This window comes from Spirosoma lituiforme (assembly GCF_054776635.1).
In genome coordinates this window covers 116,061-135,265 of record NZ_BAAHBO010000001.1, presented here as the reverse complement: position 1 = coordinate 135,265, position 19,205 = coordinate 116,061, and the positions used below count along the sequence as shown (strand labels likewise).

The following is a 19,205-nucleotide window of genomic DNA, read 5'->3' as shown; positions in this document are numbered from 1 at the left end:
GGGATGTATGATGTAGGGTATATGATATAGAATATACATCATATACCCTACATCATACATCCCTCAATACGCTTCGTACGCAAAATGCAGCGTTTCTGTTACATTACCATTGCTCGTTGTGATCCGGCTGGTTGGCAGGTTGGCCGCGTTGTAGGTATATGCGTACGCACTCGTTCCATCCGAGACGAGGTTGTTCTGGCTCAAGTTGAGCAGGTTGGAAATACCACCGTAGTAGGTATACGAACCAATGAAAACACCTGAGGGCGGAGAAGCATAGTCGAAAGGGGCCGGAATAACGAAAATGCCATAAAATGGATTGATACCCGTATCGTAGGTGTAGGTAATTTTGACGGTCTGCTGAGGCAGTTGAGCCCCTTTCTGAACCGCATTGCCTGTTATAGAGGCAAACGTCAGGTTATTCCCCGTGTACGTGTACGTGCCGCTTTCTCTGGTCGAAACACCTGGCACAGAGAAACTTTTTGACGACCCTACGAGCCTGTTGTCTGCGTCGTAGACCGGCGTTATCGACCAGCCATAAATCGGGTTACTGCTGGTAAAGCCAAGACCCGACACCTGACCAGATGCATTGTAGGCATATTTATACACTTCATAGTCGAACCCCTTTCCTGCAACGGTGCGATTTAGTTGCGTAAGCCGATTCTGAGCATCGTACTGATACACGTTATTCTCCACCGGGGATGCAGTACTGTCAGGCGTCTGATAAGCCATTATCGATCCCAGCCTTCCCTGCGCATCGTACTGAAAGACGCTAACCTTAGCCGTGTTATTCGGCATATCTTGGGTTATCTTTTTAACCCGCAACCGGTTTACGCCTGATCCTGGCGTTATCGACGGAATGCGATGGTCTCCGCAGCCAGCAAAGACGAGCACAAACAACAGACAAACAATTCCTGAATGTAATCCTGCGATTTTCATATCCATTCATGTTTTTAGTGTGTTTGGTTGGCTGGTTAATTAACAACGCAGTGAGCACCTGCCAATTCGTCAACTCGACTGACTCGCAGGCGCTCACTACAGCTAATCAGCACAACATGAATGTATTAACCAAAGACGTATATTCCTATTTTTTCACCATATAATTGTATATACGTTATAAAAAATGAGTAATCGGTTCTTATTTTCACCGCACAAGCTTCCAAACGTCAGCCACGGTTAAAACAGGCAACTGGCAAGCCCGATTGTAGCAGACGTAGATAGCCGTTTGTCCATCAATGGAGCTACGTTGCTGCAACAGCGGCAGCGTACTTTTGTCCGTTGTTCCGCACAGTACTTTGTTCGGATAAAATTCAGCGTCCAGCTCCGCCCGAAATTGTTCGGCCCCGGGACCAACAATGGCGATTTCGGCCGTTGGGCGGGCTCGTAACGCAAACAGGGAGGCCCAGTTGGTCAGGTAGTCGGCGTTTTGCTGCACCAGCGGCTGCACACAACCCAGCATCTGGTCAGCACGTTCGGCATACTGGGGCCTGTCGAGCAGTAAACTCAATGCATACAGATTCTCGGCCATCATCGAGTTGGAGGAAGGAATAACGTTGTCAAACAACTCCTTCCGTCGGGCGATGAGCTCCTCTCCGTTTTTGTCCGTGAAGAAAAAGAGCGGGTCCGGCCCGGTTGAGTCGGTAACGGTACTATCACTAAAATTGGTCAGTACATACTGCATCAGTTGATCCGCTTCCGTGAGCCAGCTTTCCGTAAAGGTAGCCTGATACAGAGCCAGTAAGCCATCAATGACGGTTGCGTAATCATCCAGGAAACCGGTTTGTCGGGCCCGACCCGGTCCGCCGTCGCGGCTTTTGTAAGTGTGCCACAAGCGCCCGTTCCGGCTGTCGCGCATTTTTTTGAGCAGAAAATAGGCCAGTCGCAGGGCCAGCGTCAGGAACTCCGGTTCACCGAAAACGCGGTAAGCGGTGGCCAGCCCTTTCAACATCAGGCCATTCCAGGAGCAAAGGATTTTATCGTCCAGTCCCGGCCGAATGCGTTCATGACGTACCCGCAACAAACGGGTGTGGGTGGCATCCAATCGAACATTGAGGTCGGCCAGTGACCAGCCCATGCGTTCGGCAAAGGATTCGTCGGACTCGGTTCGGTGCAGAATATTGGTCCGGTGCCCCCCGTGGCCGGGATCCCAGTTTCCTTCTTCCGTCAGGCTGTACAGCTCCGCGAACCAGTCATAATCTATACCGAGCGTTTCCTTAAGTTCGGGTGCCGTAAACGTATAAAACTTACCTTCGACCCCTTCACTGTCGGCATCCAGGGCTGAATAAAAGCCTCCTTCCGGACTTAACAGCTCCCGTTGCAGAAATCCAACCGTTTGATAGATAACATGTTTGTACAGTGGACTTCGAGTTAAACTATAAGCCTCCGCATAAAGCGTCAGCAATTGGCCGTTGTCATACAGCATCTTCTCGAAGTGAGGAGCAAACCAGTCCGCATCCGTAGAATAGCGGGCAAATCCACCGCCCAGCTGATCATAGATACCCCCGAGAGCCATCCGGTCAAGCGTTACCTTAACCTGGTGAAGCACTGACTCGTTATCGACACCAGTAGACACGGTAACGTCGTAGTACCGCAGCAAAAACCGCCAGACGCTGGGCATTGGAAACTTGGGTGCCCGGCGCAGTCCACCCTTTTCATCGTCGGCCTTTACGGCCACTTTCCGATACAACACATCCAGGGTTTCGGGGGCAAAAAGCGGGTCATTCTGCGACAGACCATACCGTTCGGCATCGGTTAGGTTCAGTTCGCGGGCAAACCCTTCTGCCGACTGTACCAGGTCCGTTCGATGTTCATCAAATGCCGTTCGAATGCTGTCTAGCAGGTGTATCCAGTTCTGCTGTGGCAGATAGGTAACCCCATAAAAAGGTTTAGCGTCGGGCATCAGAAACACGTTCAGCGGCCAACCGCCCTGTACGCCCATCGCCTGCACCGAATCCATGTAAATGGCGTCGACATCCGGTCGCTCCTCGCGATCCACTTTGATGCACACAAAATGCTCGTTCATCACCTCGGCAACCCGTTCTTTCTCGAACGATTCGCGCCCCATCACGTGGCACCAATGACAGGCCGAATAGCCAATACTCACCAGAATGGGCTTGTCTTCGCTAATGGCTTTGTTCAGGGCTTCTTCACCCCAGGGAAACCAGTTTACGGGATTTTCGGCGTGCTGGAGCAGGTAAGGACTCGTTTCGTATTGAAGTTGATTCGGCATAATTGGTATATAACAACGTGGCAAACAGCGGGGAGAACGACCAGTCGAACAAGGTCATTGCCCGTTACGCCACCCCGTTTATATAGGATAACTAGTCTAGCGAATAACTACTTTTTTCGTCTGACTTCCTGTTTCGCTTTTAAGGCGCAGGACATAATGACCAGCGGGCAAATTGGCGACGTTGATCACCTCCTTAACACTGTTAACCAGCCTCCTGACGACGGATTGGCCGATTGTGTTTATCAGGTCAAGTTCCGTATCGGGGGGTGGTACGCGCCCGAAAGTAACCGTGAGCGTCGTTTGCGCTGGGTTCGGGTAGACGGTCAGGTCAGCTAACACAGGGTCGGTAGCCGTCACGGTTCCCATATCGAACTGGCATAGATATACCTCCCGTCCGCTAAGCTCAATAACCTGCTGCCAGGATTTGTACCGAACCGACAGGCTAGTTTTCTGTCCGTCGGCGGCATACGGATTCTGGGCAGCGATCAGGATTTTATTTTCCTTAACCACGCCCCGCCAGACAGGCAGTTGTTTATCCATCAGATCGCGGGCGGGAGTTTCGATGACAAGCTCGTAGCTTCCCTGAAACATATCAGCAAAGCGCGACAGCCGGTACAGGCCATGGGTGAAGTATTCGTAAGCCGCATAGGTGTCTGTCCGGGCCGGAGCCAGGGTCGGATTATCCCAAAGCCATAGACCGGCGGCTCCGGAGAAAAACGGAAAGATGGCCGTAGCCTCGGCCATGAAAGGCTGAATAAAATTAGGGAAGCTACTCGAACTATCGTGATACCGTAACCAGACCCAGGGAATCACAGGTTTGCTGCTCCACGCCCGGTTTGCCTCCACCTGAAACAGCAGGTAAGCCAGGTAATCTTTTGCCAACGGACTTGGGTAATCGTAATAATAATACGCCGATGGCGACAACGCATCAAGTTGCTCATAATAAGGGCCGCCAATACCCCGCCCGGTCGAATCCTGAACCAGGTAATTGGTTCGGCTAAGGTTCGTTATCCAGTCAGTCCAGCTATACGTAGGCACGTTCAGATACGTGTTCAATATAGGCGTGTCGGCATAACTGGTCACGCTGATGCCCGTCAGGTCAGCATGTTGGCGAATGTACCGGACACCTTCGGTATACAGATTCCGTATGGCCTTCTTGTAAGCGGCTATAAAGTCGGCGTTGGACAGATTTCGGTAGATCTCCGGCACGCGGCTATCCTGCTTGATGGTCAAAATACGGCTATCGGTCTCCATAATACGCTCGTAATCCAGTGCCAGTCGGCCAATGGGTAGCTTATACAATCCAGCAGCGTTTTTCTGCCCCCCGGCAATGCCAGCCAGAAAATTGTCCCATTTGGTGCGGTAGGCCGTCAGGTCGTTTGCCCAGGGACTTTCAATGGTTTCCCAGGGCTGGCTCAGGCCCGTAGCGATGCCGTAATACACAACCGCGCGCTGGGTTGGCTGAACCAGCGTACCATATTCATTATCTTTTATATCAACCAGTTGGCTAAACCCGTGTTTAAGGGGGCTGGCCTGCGTATCCGTGAAGCGGGGGCCACCGTATATGACGGGGAAGGGCAGCGAAAACTCCGGAAACTTGCTCCACCCGATCTGGTTCGGCTGGCTTACCGGCGTAAACGTCAGCCGATCAGCGCACTGCTGTTGCGCTAGTGCGGCTGACTGATTTATCAGCCATAAACCGCTTACCCAGAATAAGAATAGGCCAAAAGGAACACGCATTGCTTGAAGTTTCGGTAAAACTACGGAATTTTAAGGGCGAATAGCGTTCCGCCCGGTAAACGAATACCGTCACGCTGCTCGTTACTTATCCTAGTTACGAAACGCAAAAACAACCTCATTCGGTTATGAATACATTCCGCATCCTCGTTCTTACATCCGTTCTCCTGGGTTCGCTGATCAGTTGTAAAAAGGACAACAACAACGACCTTGCCCCCACCGCGGCCTCCCAAACGGCGTTGCTGGTTGCCACCAACTGGCAGATCACCAGCATCACCACACCCGATGGACAACTTATCAACGCCGGTCGGTTGAATCTGGTGAGTCAGCTATTGCCCCAGCTCAAGTTTCAATTCCGCAACGATAACAGCGTTCGGGCACTCGACCCACTTCAGTCGAATGCCGTTAAAAATGCCGGAACGTGGTACCTGGCTACCGACAACCAATCAATGGACGTCGACGTGACGGGGTTTAAAGGTAATTTTCCGATCATCCAGCTCAGCAAAAGCAAACTCATTCTGCGTCAGGTTGCCCCCGTCGATGGGAAAAATGCCGATATCAATCTGGTATTTGACCCAACGCTGTAAACAGCGTTCAGCATGAAAAACGCCCCCCGTATCCTCACCGCCTGGACATTTTACGACTGGGCCAACTCGGTTCACTCGCTGGTCATTGTATCCAGCATTTTCCCGGTTTACTTTTCGGCAACGGCGCTGAATGAACAGGGTGGTCCAGTCATTGATTTTCTGGGCATATCCATCAAAAACTCGGTTTTATTTTCCTACACCATCTCGGCCGCGTTTCTCCTGACCGCTCTCCTGTCGCCTATTTTTTCGGCCATCGCCGACTATAGTGGCCAGAAGAAAACCTTCATGAAGGCCTTTTGCTACACGGGAGCAATCAGTTGCAGTCTGTTGTATTTTTTCACGAGAGAAACCACGACTCTGGCGGTTATTTGTTTCTGGCTGAGCCTAATCGGCTGGAGCGGCAGCATCGTCTTTTATAATTCGTATCTCCCCGATATTGCCACCGAGGATCAGTACGACCGGGTCAGTGCCCGCGGGTTTTCAATGGGGTATCTGGGCAGCGTTCTGCTCATGATTATCAACCTGCTGGTGATTCTGAAACGGGAATGGTTCGGGAATATCTCGGAAGCGATGGCCTCCCGGATCGCCTTTCTGACCGTGGGTATCTGGTGGGTTGGTTTCGCCCAGATCCCGTTCAGTCGCCTGCCCGATGGTGTCCGCAAACCGGGTCAGCAAACCGGTAACTACCTGCTCAATGGCTTCAGGGAATTAAAGCACGTCTGGGCCGAGTTGCAGAACCAGCCGCTGGCCAAGCGGTTTCTGGTCGCTTTTTTCGTGTATAACATGGCCGTGCAAACGGTCATGTACGTGGCCACGATATTCGGGAGTGATGAGCTGAAATTACCGGGCCAGAGTTTGATTATTACGGTGCTGCTGATCCAATTGGTGGCTATTCCGGGGGCCTACGGCTTCTCGCGCCTGTCGGAATGGCTGGGCAATACGTACGCGCTCATGACGGCGGTCCTGATCTGGATTGCGGTATGTGCCGGAGCCTATTACGTGCAGACGCAGACTCAGTTCTTCATGCTGGCGGCTGTGGTGGGTCTGGTGATGGGAGGTATTCAGTCCCTGTCTCGTTCTACCTATTCCAAACTGATTCCGGTCACCAAGGACACGGCCTCCTACTTTAGTTTTTACGACGTGACCGAAAAAACATCCATCGTATTTGGTACGCTTGTCTATGGACTGATTGAACAATTAACGGGCAGCATGCGTAACTCCATACTCGCTCTGTTACTGCTGTTTATACTCGGATTTGTACTTTTATGGCGGATTCCTTCACAAAAAGTTTACCGGACCCATTTGGAAACAGAGGAAGTTTTGTAAGTTTGCAGCCCGGAAGGCGCTGATGCCGCTGTTGTTTACGCTGCATCATTACGCGATTTCCGACGTGCAAAGGAGGTTAGCTCAGTTGGTTCAGAGCGCTGCTTTGACAGAGCAGAGGTCAGCGGTTCGAGCCCGCTACTTCCTACCGGGACATGGTGTCCAAGAGCCCCAGACTCGCTGAATTTGGGGCTCTTTCGCGTTTTACGGTTGGCGAACAGTTTAAACGCAGGCGCAGGCCCATACACCTACAGCGTCCTGGGAAGGTGAACCGGTTTTAGGTATAGGGTAACTTCTCTCCTCGCTTTATGTCGCCATTATTTGTTACTTGCTTCATGAACGTAGTACCTTGTAGATAAGACACGTTACCCCACCCAAGCTAAATGAATAGTTTACGTCATGCGCACAAAAGTGCAAGAAGGCTTTCCGTTGGCGATACACTTTTTTCGGAAAGCAGTTGGGATGTTCTTTTCGTCACCATCACGGCAGTAACCGAAACGGAAGCACTCAGTGATCGTGGTTACCGCTTCTACCGCACCTTCAGCGATGGTGATTCCCATATTAACGGGCAGTTTTCGCCCAGTTGGGATTTTCTTCATTGGGTGGTTGTTCCGTAATTTGTCAGTTCACCTTTTTGATCCAGTAAACAGCTTTTTTTACGCTCTCAATGGCCACTACTTACCACAAACGCTTCGGGCTGTTGCGCAATCCGGCAGTTCGGCTCGAAATACACTCACTGGATCCCCTTCGCGATCACCAGCGCATGGTTCACCTGCTGACAGCCTACGAATTTCCGTTCGATATCACTCGCGCGCTGGAATTAGCTCTGTTTCATACCTACGCCAGTCCACGGGTTTCGGGACTGCTGGCGCGTACGGGTGAGTTTGAACGCCACGGCCAGAAACGGTATGACGACACGAGCCGCCTGATCGCCGAGTTTATGGAGTCGGGCTACACCAGTTCTAAGGGGCAGCGGGCCATCGACCACATGAATATGATTCATGGCCATTACCGCATCGATAACGCTGATTTCCTGTTTGTCCTGGCAACGTTTGTGTTCTACCCGATCGACTGGATTAAGCAGTATGGCTGGCGACAGCTGAGCGTTTCGGAAGAAGTAGCCTTGTTTTATTTTTTTCGGGAAGTGGGTCGACGGATGAACCTGCAGGACTTACCAACTAGCCTGGCCGACATGCGCGCTTTTGTCGAAGCGTACGAAGACAAGCATTTTCGGTATACGGAAAGCAACCGGAAAATTGCCGATGCCACCGTCCGGATTGTGGCGGGCTGGTTTCCCCGGTTTCTACACCCACTTGTGCAACCCACATTTGCCGCACTGATCAACGACAAACTCCGGCTCGCTTTTGGCTATAAAAAACCTCCGGTCTGGTTCTCGGCCGTAACAACCGGCGCTTTATGGCTACGGAAATGGCCCTTACGCTGGGTCACCTTCGAGAATTATCCGTCCACGATCAACAAGACGACCTATCGTTCGTATCCGGACGGACCACCCGAGATCGAAACGGTTGGCCCGCAGGATATTGTAAAACACTAGCTACACGCACCCATTGCTTACGCTTTCTTTACCTGAACAAGCATTCATACGGGCCCATCTGACCGACGATGTTCGGGCGCTGGCGCTGCAAACGCCACCACCCGGGCTGGATCTCCGTAAACTTGTCGCGCAAATAGCCGCCCGGCAAAAAGCCCGGGAAAAACTGCCGACCTGGTACGCCAACGATGCGCTCATTTTTCCGCCCGCCCTCTCGGTCGAGCAGGCCTCGTCCGAACAGACAGCCCAGTACAAAGCGTCGTTGGTTAGCGGCAACCGGTTGCTTGACCTGACGGGTGGCATGGGTGTCGACAGCTGGGCGTTCGCTCAGCAGATGCACCAGGTTACCTACCTCGAACGAAACGAAGACCTGGCACAACTGGCGGCACATAACCTGCCGTTGCTGGGATCGACCAACGTATCCGTTCAGGCGGGTGATGGTCTGGCTTTTCTGGAAACGTCTGTTACAGGCCTGGAAGCTACCGACTGGATATACCTGGACCCTCACCGGCGCGATGCAACGGGCAGCAAGGTTGTTCAACTGGCCGACTGTGAACCCGATATGTCTAAGGCCACTCTACTAACTACCCTGCTGAAAAGCGGGAATCGAATTTTACTGAAAGCATCTCCGTTACTAGACATCAAATCGACCGTCCAACAGTTCGCTGGCCGGGTCGAATCGGTACATATCGTAGCCGTTTCGTCCGAAGTTAAAGAGATTCTTTTCGTCCTTGGTAATCAGCTGGTTGATCAGAATGATATTCTGGTTAACGCTGTTAACCTATCGGTAAACGAGACAAAAATGCTGAGTTTTCGCTGGTACGAAGAACGAACTGCCGCTGTTACGCTGGGCGACCCGCGCACCTATCTCTACGAACCTAACGCGGCTGTTTTAAAAGCGGGCGCCTTCCGGTTGGTAGCCGCACGATTTGGCCTGACGAAGATTGCCCCGAATAGCCATCTGTATACCAATGATGAGGTATGTCCGGATTTTCCCGGACGGATTTTTTCGGTGCTGACGGTGATCAAACCGGACGCCAAACTGGTTCGACTGAGCGTTCCGGACCTGAAGGCCAACGTAACCGTTCGGAACTTCCCACAAACAGTTGCGGACTTACGGAAAAAGGTAGCCTTGCGGGAGGGCGGGGATATTTACATCATGGCAACGACCCTTCTCAACGGCGATAAACGCCTGATAATTACAAAAAAAGTCAAGTAGATCTATCGTGAATACGTTCACATTGCTTTAGTTTAATCTGAAAATTTTACAACCCCCATGAAAACGATACGACAGTTTATTCTGGTTTTTGGCCTCACGGCATCCGCAACGTCTGGCTTTGCCCAAACCGTTTACGCGGGCGAGAGTACGGTCGATAAAGCCAAATTATCCGGTCTGTATCTGACCATTCAGGGCGACGGGAAGCAGATCGAAAAAGATTGGGAAAGCCAGCTTCAAACGTACGGACGCGCCACATCTTCGCGAGGCACCTATCGCGTACCCAATGCCAGTATTGCCGCCGTATCATCCGAGCCCATCAACCTGGTAAGTACGGTAAAATCATCGCGCACATCGGCCACCATTTTCACGGCATTTGACATGGGCAGCGGCACCTTCGTCACACCAGGCGGCACCGGTTACGCAGCCGCTGAAGACATTCTGAAAAACTTTGCCACCAAAACCCTGTACAATCAGGAAGTTCGTTCGGCCGAATCGAGTCTGGCTGATGCACAGAAGAATCACCAGAAAATGGTTCGTAACGGAGAACGCCTTCAACGCGAAATTGATCAGAATGCCAAGGAAAAGGAAAAGCTGCTAAAGCGCCTTGACGATAATGCGAAAGAACTGGAACAGCTGATCAACGATCAGGCAAAAAATAAAACCGACCAGGAAACGGCCCTGACGGAACTGGACAGCCGCAAGAAAAATGTAGAAACCGTAAAAGCAAAGAAAACAGATTAGAGCTGATTTCCGGACAAATCAACCTTGTGAAAGCATACCAGTCTGGAGGATGGATAGCCAATTTTTAATTTTTTTTCAAAACTAGTCCCTTGCGCAAAAAGGTACTGCATGCTACTTCCTACATAAATGAACTACAGAGGAATAGTAAGGACGACTATCGATAATTAAGGATAAACCTCTGATAGACAAATTCTTAGACTAAACTAATTTTCATACTTCATCCTGCTGATATTTTTCATTTAGCCAACTGGCAGGTAAAATTTCGCGTACATACATTCAATGTATGTACACCGTTTAATACATTTAGGCTTTTTTACCAGCCATCTAACATCTAAAAAATGTTTACCATACGTATATGACAAAACCCTGCGTATAGATCCATTGATCTGCTACAAACTAATTACGTACTATTCATGCACACCTCATTATCAAACGAAGAGACGATCCGCCAGTTTTTGTCGAACCACCCAAATCATTGTTTTGAGACACTTTACAATCGCTACGTGAGCAAAGTTTACCGTCGGTGTTTGTCTATGACTAAAGACAGCGAGAAAGCCGAAGACTTTACACACGACATCTTTTTGAAAGCTTTCGGTAAACTCGACGCATTTCAGGAGCGGTCCAGTTTTTCGACCTGGCTTTACTCCATTGCCTTTAATTACTGCTCAGACCAACTTCGCCAGGCAAATCGCTTCAACCCTGTTTCCATGGATGAAACACCCCAATCTGAACTTTCTGAATCTCAGGATTCACGAGTACACGAGGAGTCGCTTCAGTTGGTCCAACGCGCGATGAATGGCCTGACGCCGGAAGAGCAAACATTGCTGAAGCTAAAATACGAAGATGGGATGACCGTCGACCAGATTGCCCGGCTCTACTGCCTTAAGGCCAGTGCCGTTAAAATGCGCTTAAAGCGCAGCCGGGAAAAAATCAACCGGCTATATGCCCAGCAACGTGACATCTAATTAAAAATAATCCTTTTTTAATATCCTATCATTTTAGTAGCTTAAGCATTCATAGTCAGTAAGAAGAGAAAATGAGAAGCGGAAGGGACGGACAGTGTCATGGTTCAGCTTCATAACAATATGCCTCAACGGCTCGTTGGGCTAAGTTAGAAAGCAGTTTACTGCTTTCGTAGGAGTTCGTTAATTATGATTAATTAACTCCTAGGTGTGGATAGAAAGCGGAAAGCCTGGCTACTTTGTGGCTAGGCTTTTTTGTTTTTGATGCATTTTTCAGGCATTCTGGAAACCGACAAGCTATATGTTTTATCTGTATATTCGCTCGTGGACCAGATCCTACTTAGCTTAACATCACTCAGCATGAAATTCACCAGTCTAGCCCTTGTCCTTCTGATTAGCTTATCGTCGTTTAGTTTCGCACAGACGAAGTCGGTAGAAAATGAAAAATTCGTTTTTCTCAATAACGGCGCAACGATTGGCATGATCGTTAAATCAGTTCTGAAAGCGGATAAACAACGGTTGAAGCTAACTGATCTGCAATTGCCTAAAGCCAAAGAAATTATTACCAATGCCACGGTTAGTTTCAACGAGGGAGTAAAAAAATTGAAGGCGAGCGGCATGACGAACAAAAAGCTGCGCGCGTTGGCTGTTACCGTCGAAACCGATAAAGTACTTGCCTATAAACCGCTCCTGACAGCTGAACAGTACGCCATCCTGGTTGCCAACCATAAGAAAGTCTTCCCTGAAGCGAAAGTTTAAATACGTCTTCTGCGCTGGCCACAGATTATAATGCGTGCTTATGAAGTCTATCTTTTAAAATAATCGAGTCGTAATTTTTCACCTGTACTTCAACTGCATATGACAGCGATCATCGTTGCCTTCCTTATGAGTTTGCTCTGGTATTTCGTTGATAGTCGGAAAAATAGCAAACAGACCGTAAGCCAGCCTGTTCCTAACGATCAGGATATTATCCGACAGGATGATTTGACTGTGTATAACGAGAAATCCAGTAAAAACCAGCCTATCAAGAGCTTACAACAGGAGTCAGCAGGAAGACTTTATTACAGCACACCGGGCAAAACCTATTCCTGCTTCGTGCGGTCGGGACGCGTCCTGAACACAGGAAAAGCCTGGCCCTATCCGCCTAACAGACCGTAAGCTCTCGTTGTTTTGTCCATCAGGCAGGTGAATTTTAGTCTAAACGACATGAAAACTGACGATTTATTGAAGCAGGTCGCCTTTATCAAGGAGATTGATAAACTCAAATACATACAGCGTAAGACCAGGTTATTTAACAGCAGCCGGCATGAAAACGATGCGGAACACAGCTGGCATTTGGCCATGATGACGATTGTTCTGGCCGAGCATTCAGATGCTCCAATTGATGTACTGAAAGTTCTTAAGATGGTTTTGATTCATGACATTGTGGAAATTGATGCAGGTGATACGTTTATTTATGACACGCAAAAAAATCATACTAATACCCATGATGAATTAGTAGCAGCGAAACGAATATTTGGCCTGCTGCCACAAGAACAAGCCGATGAATTTATTGCTGTTTGGGAAGAGTTTGAAGAAGGATTAACCGACGAAGCCAAATTTGCGAGAGCAATGGACAGGTTTGAACCCCTGCTGCAAAACACGTCGAATAATGGGGGGACCTGGGCCGAATTTGATGTGAATTACCAAAAGGTATACGATAAGAAAAAAGCTATCCAAAACGGGTCGGCTACTATCTGGGCCTACGCCGAAAACTTACTTAATGAAAGTGTTGAGCGTGGAATACTAAAAAAGTAGGCCAAAACACGGCCGTTTTATCCACAAATCATTCGCTCCAAAAAGAGACTATATAGCCCGACAAATTACCTGATTGAACAACTATGTCGATAACAAAAGAAGAGGAATTAGCGGGAATGCAAAAAGCAAGTGAAGCGGTTGCGCACACGCTGAAGGCCATGAGACAGTATGCTCAACCGGGTATGACAACCAAACAGTTAGATGACTACGGGGCGACAATACTAGCTGGTTTTGGAGCAAAATCGGCCCCGTTTTTAACCTACCGCTTTCCGGGCTGGACGTGCATTAGCGTGAACAATGAGTTTTGCCACGGCATTCCATCTGATAAACGAACACTGAAAGAAGGCGATTTGATAAATATTGATGTTTCTGCGGAGCTTGATGGTTTCTGGTCAGACAATGGAGGCTCGTTTGTCCTTGGTAACGATATTAACCAGCATCAGAAACTTATAGACGCATCAAAGCAAATTTTACATAAAGCAATCCACACCATTAAAGGTGGGGTTCGCCTATCGGATATTGGGCATCTAATCGAAACAGAAGCCAAAAAACGGGGTTATAAAGTCATCAAAAATCTTACGGGACACGGAATAGGAAGAAGCCTTCACGAAGAACCGGGTGAAATAGCGAATTTCAGAGATCGTTCCAATTTGACAAGATTCAGGAAAAACTCCGTCGTTGCTATTGAAACGTTTATATCGACCACATCGACCTATGCCGCAACCCTGAATGATGGCTGGACAATGGTTGGCAATAAAGGAGGTTTTATGGCCCAGCACGAACATACCATTGTTGTTACCGACGGAAACCCGATTGTGCTGACGGCGATGAACGAAATCTGGAATTAATCGAGCTCATCATTGAGTACCGTGTCAGGATATACCCAGCAACCACCGGGTTCGCGAGCGCACGAACCCGGCAGATCTCGTAAAAAAACGAACTACCCGTTTGCCCTTTGATTGGTTGCGTGCGCTCAGTTTCCTTCTTTGAAAAATACCCGCTTGACCCGCTCGCTTACCCCCGTCAGAATTTCGTAGGGGATGGTGCCGATGCGCTGAGCCAACTCGGTGATCGGCAGTTCAGGACCGAAAATAATTACTTCATCGCCCTCGCTGGCCGACGCAGCAGTGACATCGATCATGGTCATGTCCATGCAGACGTTTCCAACGGTTGGGCAGCGGGTTCCGTTTACCCAGACCTCTCCGGTTCCATTGCCCAACCGGCGGTCGTAGCCATCAGCGTATCCAATGGCAAGGGTGGCAATTCGGGCGTCGTGGTCGAGTACACCCCGGCGACTGTATCCGACCGATTCTCCCGCCCGAACGGCTTTGATCTGACTGATTACGGTCCGCAATGTGCCAACCGACTGCAAAGCGGTCTGGTCGATCTGGGCCGCTTCCACGCCATACAAACCGATACCCAGCCGAACCATGTCGAGTTTGTAATCGGGGAAGCGCACAATGCCCGCCGAATTAAGCAAATGGCGCGTCGGTCGGTAGCCCAAAGCCGATTCGAGCACCGTCGTACTCCGGATGAAACTCGCGTATTGCTCCTGCGTAAATTCGTTGAACTGCGCATCATCGGCCCCAACCAAATGACTGAACACGGTGGCCACCCGCAATGATGGATTCTGATTCAGGAAATCGGCAACAGCGGGCATTTCGCTTTCCAGAAAGCCCAGCCGATGCATACCCGTATCAATTTTTAAATGCAGCGGATACACCGTTTCCTCGGAGGCCGCCTGGTCGTCTGCCCGCCTTACGTGCTCGTTGATATACTGCCCCCATTCCAGCAGCATACGCATACTATACAGTTCAGGCTCAAGCTTGTACTCCAGCAAGACAGCAAAGGTTTCGGGGGAGGGATTCATGACCATTATTGGCAGATCAACGCCGTTTTGCCGGAGTGAAACCCCCTCGTCAGCATAGGCAACTGCCAGGTAATCGACCCGGTGGAACTGGAGCAGCTGGGCTACTTCGGCACTCCCGCTTCCGTAGGCAAATGCCTTTACCATAACCATGAGTTTCGTGTCCGTCGGTCGGGCAGTATCCTCGTTCCGGGCAAGTCGTTCGCGGTAGTAATTCAGGTTGTGGGTCAGCGCATCCAGATTGATTTCCAGCACAGTGCCGTGTACTTTCCGCTCCAGCCGATGCACAATCCGTTCGAATGAGAAGGGCCTGGCTCCCTTCACCAGAACGGTGCTGTCACGCAGGTCGCTGAACGGGAAGCGGGTCAAAAAGTCATCGGTCGTCGTGTAGAAAAGACTGCCTGGCGCAAAAAACCGGGCATTCCGGCTGGCAACAGGCCCGATGCCGATGAACTGTTCTATTTCACTGGCGCGTATCGCGTCCCCTACCTGCTGATACAGTTCCGCTTCGGGTTGCCCCGATTGCAGCACATCGGACAAGATAACGACCCGTCGACTTCGGATACGCTGCTGGTTCAGAAAGCGCAGCGCGAGTTGCAAACCGACGACATCATTGTTGTAGGAATCGTCGATCAATACACAGTTGTTGATGCCTTCTTTTTGCTCCAGCCGCATGGAAACCGGCCGCAACCGGTTTAGGCGGTGTTGTAATTCGGTAGTCTCCCAGTTGCACAGGGTCAGCGTCGTGACAATGCAGTGCATGAGATTTTCCACCGAAGCCGGGTCAGTAAAGGGGAGTGACAGAACCAGCCTGTTCTTTCCCTCCTTGTCCATCAGCATTAACTGACTTCCCTGCCATGTTCCCTGATACGTGGCCGGTTGACCCGTTAACGACCAGGTTATGAACCGCATATCGGGGTTGACGGCTTTCAGCAACAAATTGACCTCTTCGTCAATATCGGCGTAATCGGTGGAGTAAATCAGCGTTTGGGCGTGAATGAACAACCGAAGTTTCTCCGCTACTTTTTGTTTTCGGGTTCGAAATCCTTCGTCGTGAGCCGTGCCGATGTTCGTAAAAATGCCGATCGTGGGCCGGATCACCGCTTCCAGCGCCTGCATCTCCTGCGCTTTGGAAATGCCTGCCTCAAAAATGCCGAGGGTGTCATTGTCGGTAAGCGCATGCACGGACAAGGGCACTCCCAGTTGCGAATTGTAGCTTTTGGGACTTTTGGCCACCACGAAGCCATCGGCCGACGAACCTTTGTCGAGCAATTGAGCCAGCCATTCTTTTACAATGGTTTTGCCGTTGCTGCCGGTTATACCAATAACCGGAATCCGAAACTGTCGGCGGTGTTCGGCCGCCAGAGTTTGCAGGGTTTGCAGGCTGCTATCCACCTCCATAAACTGAGCGTCCGTATAGCCGGCCAGTTCGCTCCGGCGCTCCGGGGTCAAGGCCCCCCGCTCAACTACGAACTGACGGATTCCCTTCCGGTACAAGTCACTAATGAACGCATGACCATCGTGGTGTTCCCCCTGTATGGCAAAAAAAACGCCCCCGGCCAATCGGTTATTGGTAACCGGGCCGCTTACCTGCCGGGAGTCGGTAAACCACGGCCGGTTCATTAATTGAAACTCTTTCGTAACCATATCGGTGTACTCATGGCAACAGGATTACATCCAGCCCCGTCGTTTAAAGTAAATTACTTCGCCTACCGCAATAACTGTCATACCAAACAACGTCCAAAAATAGCCCGTTGGCGAACGCAATTCGGGCATATTGCTGAAATTCATCCCGTAGATACCGGCAATGAAGGTTAGAGGAATGAAAATAGCCGATACGATTGTCAGCGTTTTCATAACCGAATTCATCCGGTTGTTTACAATAGAATAATACACATCCGTTAGTCCCGTCGTGAGTTCCCGATACGATTCGAGCGTTTCGATTACCTGACTTATGTGGTCGGACAGGTCACTCAGGAACGGCATCGTGCTGCGCTGAATGAGTTCGGATTCGCCACGCATCAACAGGCCAATGATGTCGCGCAACGGGTTAACCGTCCGACGAATCAGCGACAGTTCGCGCTTGAGCTTAAACAGCGTTGCCAAGGTTTGCTGGGTGGCCTGCTCCTGAACAATCTGCTCTTCCAGCTCGTCCATTTTATCCCCAATACGCTCCGTAATCACGAAATAATGGTCAACGATAACGTCCATCAACGCATACAGCAGGTAATCAGCTCCATTGCGACGGGTTTTACCCGACGAAGCCTTGATGCGGTCGATGACCGGCTCGAAAATATCCTTCGTCCGCTCCTCCTGAAACGAGATGAGGTAGTTCTTTCCTAGTACCAGGCTAACATGTTCAACATCAAGCTCCTGCACTTGCCGACTGTGGTGTAACATTTTAAGGGTCACAAACACGACAGTATCTTCGTACAGGTCGATTTTCGGTTTCTGTTCCGTATTCAGCACATCTTCCAGCAGCAATGGATGCAGATGGTACTGCTGGCCAAGGGCCGCCACCACTTTCGGTTCATGAATACCGTCTACGTCCGTCCAGCTCACGTAAGGCGATTCTGTATTGGGCAGCTTGCATGCGCTTAGTCGGCTGCTGTCGTCAATGTGAAATTCAGTTGCGTTGTAGTCGATCCGCTTGATTTTAATAGCGTGTTCGATTTCCTGCCCCACGTATGTGAGTGTTCCGGGAGATATGCCGAGCAATTTCTCAGCGGATCGGTTGCGTCGGTGTTTCGACATACGGTACAGATTGAATTCGCCAGCGATGGCGTCAGATTTTAGGCCAAAGATAAATCAACTACACCGCACGTAACCGAATGTTCAGAAATTGAGTGCGAACCTGCCCAGGTCATCCCGTTTACGCAAACAGCGTTTTCGCTACCCAACCCGGAAAAATGAGGTCCACAGCTACTAAAGACCGTTATTCAACAGCGCTCCGTCCGTATATTTGTCATTCAGCATCCGTTGCGGATCGGTCAATGGACACTTTGCTACGCGCCGTTCCGGCAATCCGATTGTACCCTCTTATTCATTCTCATGAAACGTATTCTCCTGATTGTTACTTCGCTTGTTCTTCTTTTTGGCCAATCCGTACTGGCTCAGTCAACGCCCAAGCCCTACGTTATTATTGGCTATGTAACGGGGAATGGCTGGACGAAGGACCAGATCGAAGCCCAGAAATTAACCCATATTAACTACGCGTTCGGCGTTCCCGATCAGCAGGGAAACATAGCGCCGTTGTCTAAAAAAGACGTTGAAAACCTGGCCGCGCTGACTTCCCTGAAGGCAACGAACAAAGACCTGAAAGTACTGCTATCCATTGGTGGCTGGGGTGGTTGCAAATACTTTTCCGATGCTGCGCTGACGGATGTAGCACGCCGTAAATTTACCCGAAGTGCGGTCGATGTACTCAAGAAACACCGTCTCGACGGAATCGACATCGACTGGGAATACCCGGCGCAGGTTGGCGCGGGCAATATTTTTCGACCGGAAGACAAACAGAATTTCACCCTCTTTCTGAAAGCATTGCGGGATGGCCTGGATGAACAGGGCAAATTGGACAAGCGCACGGGTACCAATCACTATCTGCTCACAGCCGCTACCGGGGGCGATACGGCTTTTGTCAGCCATACGGAACTCGGGAAAGCGCAGGCGTATCTGGATTACGTTAACATTATGACCTATGATCTGTACCATGGCAACGATAAAGTAACGGGTCACCATAGCCCGTTAACCCAGTCCGCCAAGGGCGATCACTCCCGCAACAGCAGTGTTGATGCCGTCGACGGCCACATTCGGGCGGGCGTTCCGGCCAGTAAAATCGTGTTGGGTTTACCGTTTTACGGACGTGGCTGGGCCGATACCCGTGACCAGGATAATGGCCTGTTTCAGCCCGCAACGGGCAAGCACTCGTTTATCAGCTACGACGAACTGGCCGATAAGTTCATCAACAAAAACGGATTTACGCGCTACTGGGATGCCGATGCGAAAGCGCCTTACCTCTGGAATCCAACGTCGCATACGTTTATCTCCTACGCTGATCCTGAATCATTTACGTACAAAATAGAGTACGTCAAGTCGAAGAAACTGGCTGGGGTTATGTTTTGGGAATACATTTACGATCTCAAGCAGAAGAGTATCCTGCTGAATACGCTGGTTGAGGGTTTGGAAAAATAAGAC

The 19,205-nt window shown here is 50.2% G+C and carries 17 protein-coding genes and 1 tRNA gene; 13 read left to right on the top strand and 5 right to left on the bottom strand.

What is annotated here, in order from left to right:
* Positions 1-63 precede the first annotated feature (63 nt).
* The 3 genes from ACYU87_RS00580 to ACYU87_RS00570 all read right to left on the bottom strand — a co-directional run bounded on the left by ACYU87_RS00580 (position 64) and on the right by ACYU87_RS00570 (position 4,966).
* Entirely contained in the window at positions 64-936 is an 873-nt protein-coding gene (locus ACYU87_RS00580; protein ID WP_461132080.1) for a hypothetical protein, read from the bottom strand.
* A gap of 205 nt (positions 937-1,141) precedes the next feature.
* Positions 1,142-3,226, bottom strand: coding sequence for a thioredoxin domain-containing protein (locus ACYU87_RS00575; RefSeq protein WP_461132079.1), 2,085 nt, complete (start codon positions 3,224-3,226; stop codon positions 1,142-1,144).
* Positions 3,227-3,322: 96 nt separating this feature from the next.
* Positions 3,323-4,966 carry a T9SS type A sorting domain-containing protein gene (locus tag ACYU87_RS00570; RefSeq protein WP_461132078.1) on the bottom strand — a complete coding sequence of 548 codons (1,644 nt, stop codon included), beginning with the start codon at positions 4,964-4,966 and terminating at the stop codon, positions 3,323-3,325.
* Between the two features lie 125 nt (positions 4,967-5,091).
* Here ACYU87_RS00570 and ACYU87_RS00565 point away from each other — a divergent pair, with 125 nt between their 5' ends.
* The 12 genes from ACYU87_RS00565 (at position 5,092) to map (ending at position 13,992) form a co-directional block, all read left to right on the top strand.
* Positions 5,092-5,550, top strand: coding sequence for a hypothetical protein (locus ACYU87_RS00565; RefSeq protein ID WP_461132077.1), 459 nt, complete (start codon positions 5,092-5,094; stop codon positions 5,548-5,550).
* 12 nt (positions 5,551-5,562) lie between these two features.
* Positions 5,563-6,876: an MFS transporter gene (locus ACYU87_RS00560; protein WP_461132076.1), complete on the top strand. Its 1,314-nt coding sequence runs from the start codon at positions 5,563-5,565 to the stop codon at positions 6,874-6,876.
* Between the two features lie 70 nt (positions 6,877-6,946).
* Positions 6,947-7,021: transfer RNA gene (locus tag ACYU87_RS00555), tRNA-Val, on the top strand.
* 235 nt (positions 7,022-7,256) lie between these two features.
* On the top strand, positions 7,257-7,490 hold the full coding sequence (locus ACYU87_RS00550; protein ID WP_461132075.1) for a hypothetical protein: 234 nt from the start codon (positions 7,257-7,259) through the stop codon (positions 7,488-7,490).
* A gap of 50 nt (positions 7,491-7,540) precedes the next feature.
* Positions 7,541-8,428, top strand: a complete 888-nt coding sequence (locus ACYU87_RS00545; RefSeq protein WP_461132074.1) for an oxygenase MpaB family protein — start codon at positions 7,541-7,543, stop codon at positions 8,426-8,428.
* A gap of 13 nt (positions 8,429-8,441) precedes the next feature.
* Positions 8,442-9,644 carry a THUMP-like domain-containing protein gene (locus tag ACYU87_RS00540; RefSeq protein WP_461132073.1) on the top strand — a complete coding sequence of 401 codons (1,203 nt, stop codon included), beginning with the start codon at positions 8,442-8,444 and terminating at the stop codon, positions 9,642-9,644.
* 57 nt (positions 9,645-9,701) lie between these two features.
* Positions 9,702-10,385, top strand: coding sequence for a hypothetical protein (locus ACYU87_RS00535; RefSeq protein ID WP_461132072.1), 684 nt, complete (start codon positions 9,702-9,704; stop codon positions 10,383-10,385).
* Between the two features lie 413 nt (positions 10,386-10,798).
* The gene (locus ACYU87_RS00530; protein ID WP_461132071.1) at positions 10,799-11,350 is read left to right on the top strand and encodes an RNA polymerase sigma factor; all 552 of its coding nucleotides are present in this window, start codon (positions 10,799-10,801) and stop codon (positions 11,348-11,350) included.
* A 357-nt stretch (positions 11,351-11,707) separates the two neighbouring features.
* Positions 11,708-12,106, top strand: coding sequence for a hypothetical protein (locus tag ACYU87_RS00525; protein ID WP_461132070.1), 399 nt, complete (start codon positions 11,708-11,710; stop codon positions 12,104-12,106).
* A 99-nt stretch (positions 12,107-12,205) separates the two neighbouring features.
* Positions 12,206-12,505, top strand: coding sequence for a hypothetical protein (locus tag ACYU87_RS00520; RefSeq protein ID WP_461132069.1), 300 nt, complete (start codon positions 12,206-12,208; stop codon positions 12,503-12,505).
* A 48-nt stretch (positions 12,506-12,553) separates the two neighbouring features.
* The gene (locus ACYU87_RS00515) at positions 12,554-13,144 is read left to right on the top strand and encodes an HD domain-containing protein (RefSeq protein WP_461132068.1); all 591 of its coding nucleotides are present in this window, start codon (positions 12,554-12,556) and stop codon (positions 13,142-13,144) included.
* An 83-nt stretch (positions 13,145-13,227) separates the two neighbouring features.
* Positions 13,228-13,992, top strand: a complete 765-nt coding sequence (gene map / locus ACYU87_RS00510) for a type I methionyl aminopeptidase (protein ID WP_461132067.1) — start codon at positions 13,228-13,230, stop codon at positions 13,990-13,992.
* 125 nt (positions 13,993-14,117) lie between these two features.
* Here the strand turns inward: map and ACYU87_RS00505 are convergent, their stop codons facing one another.
* Positions 14,118-16,658 carry a bifunctional UDP-N-acetylmuramoyl-tripeptide:D-alanyl-D-alanine ligase/alanine racemase gene (locus ACYU87_RS00505; RefSeq protein ID WP_461132066.1) on the bottom strand — a complete coding sequence of 847 codons (2,541 nt, stop codon included), beginning with the start codon at positions 16,656-16,658 and terminating at the stop codon, positions 14,118-14,120.
* 24 nt (positions 16,659-16,682) lie between these two features.
* Entirely contained in the window at positions 16,683-17,765 is a 1,083-nt protein-coding gene (gene corA, locus ACYU87_RS00500) for a magnesium/cobalt transporter CorA (protein WP_461132065.1), read from the bottom strand.
* A 297-nt stretch (positions 17,766-18,062) separates the two neighbouring features.
* Between corA and ACYU87_RS00495 the strand changes: the two genes are divergently transcribed.
* Entirely contained in the window at positions 18,063-19,202 is a 1,140-nt protein-coding gene (locus ACYU87_RS00495) for a glycoside hydrolase family 18 protein (RefSeq protein ID WP_461132064.1), read from the top strand.
* Positions 19,203-19,205 lie beyond the last annotated feature (3 nt).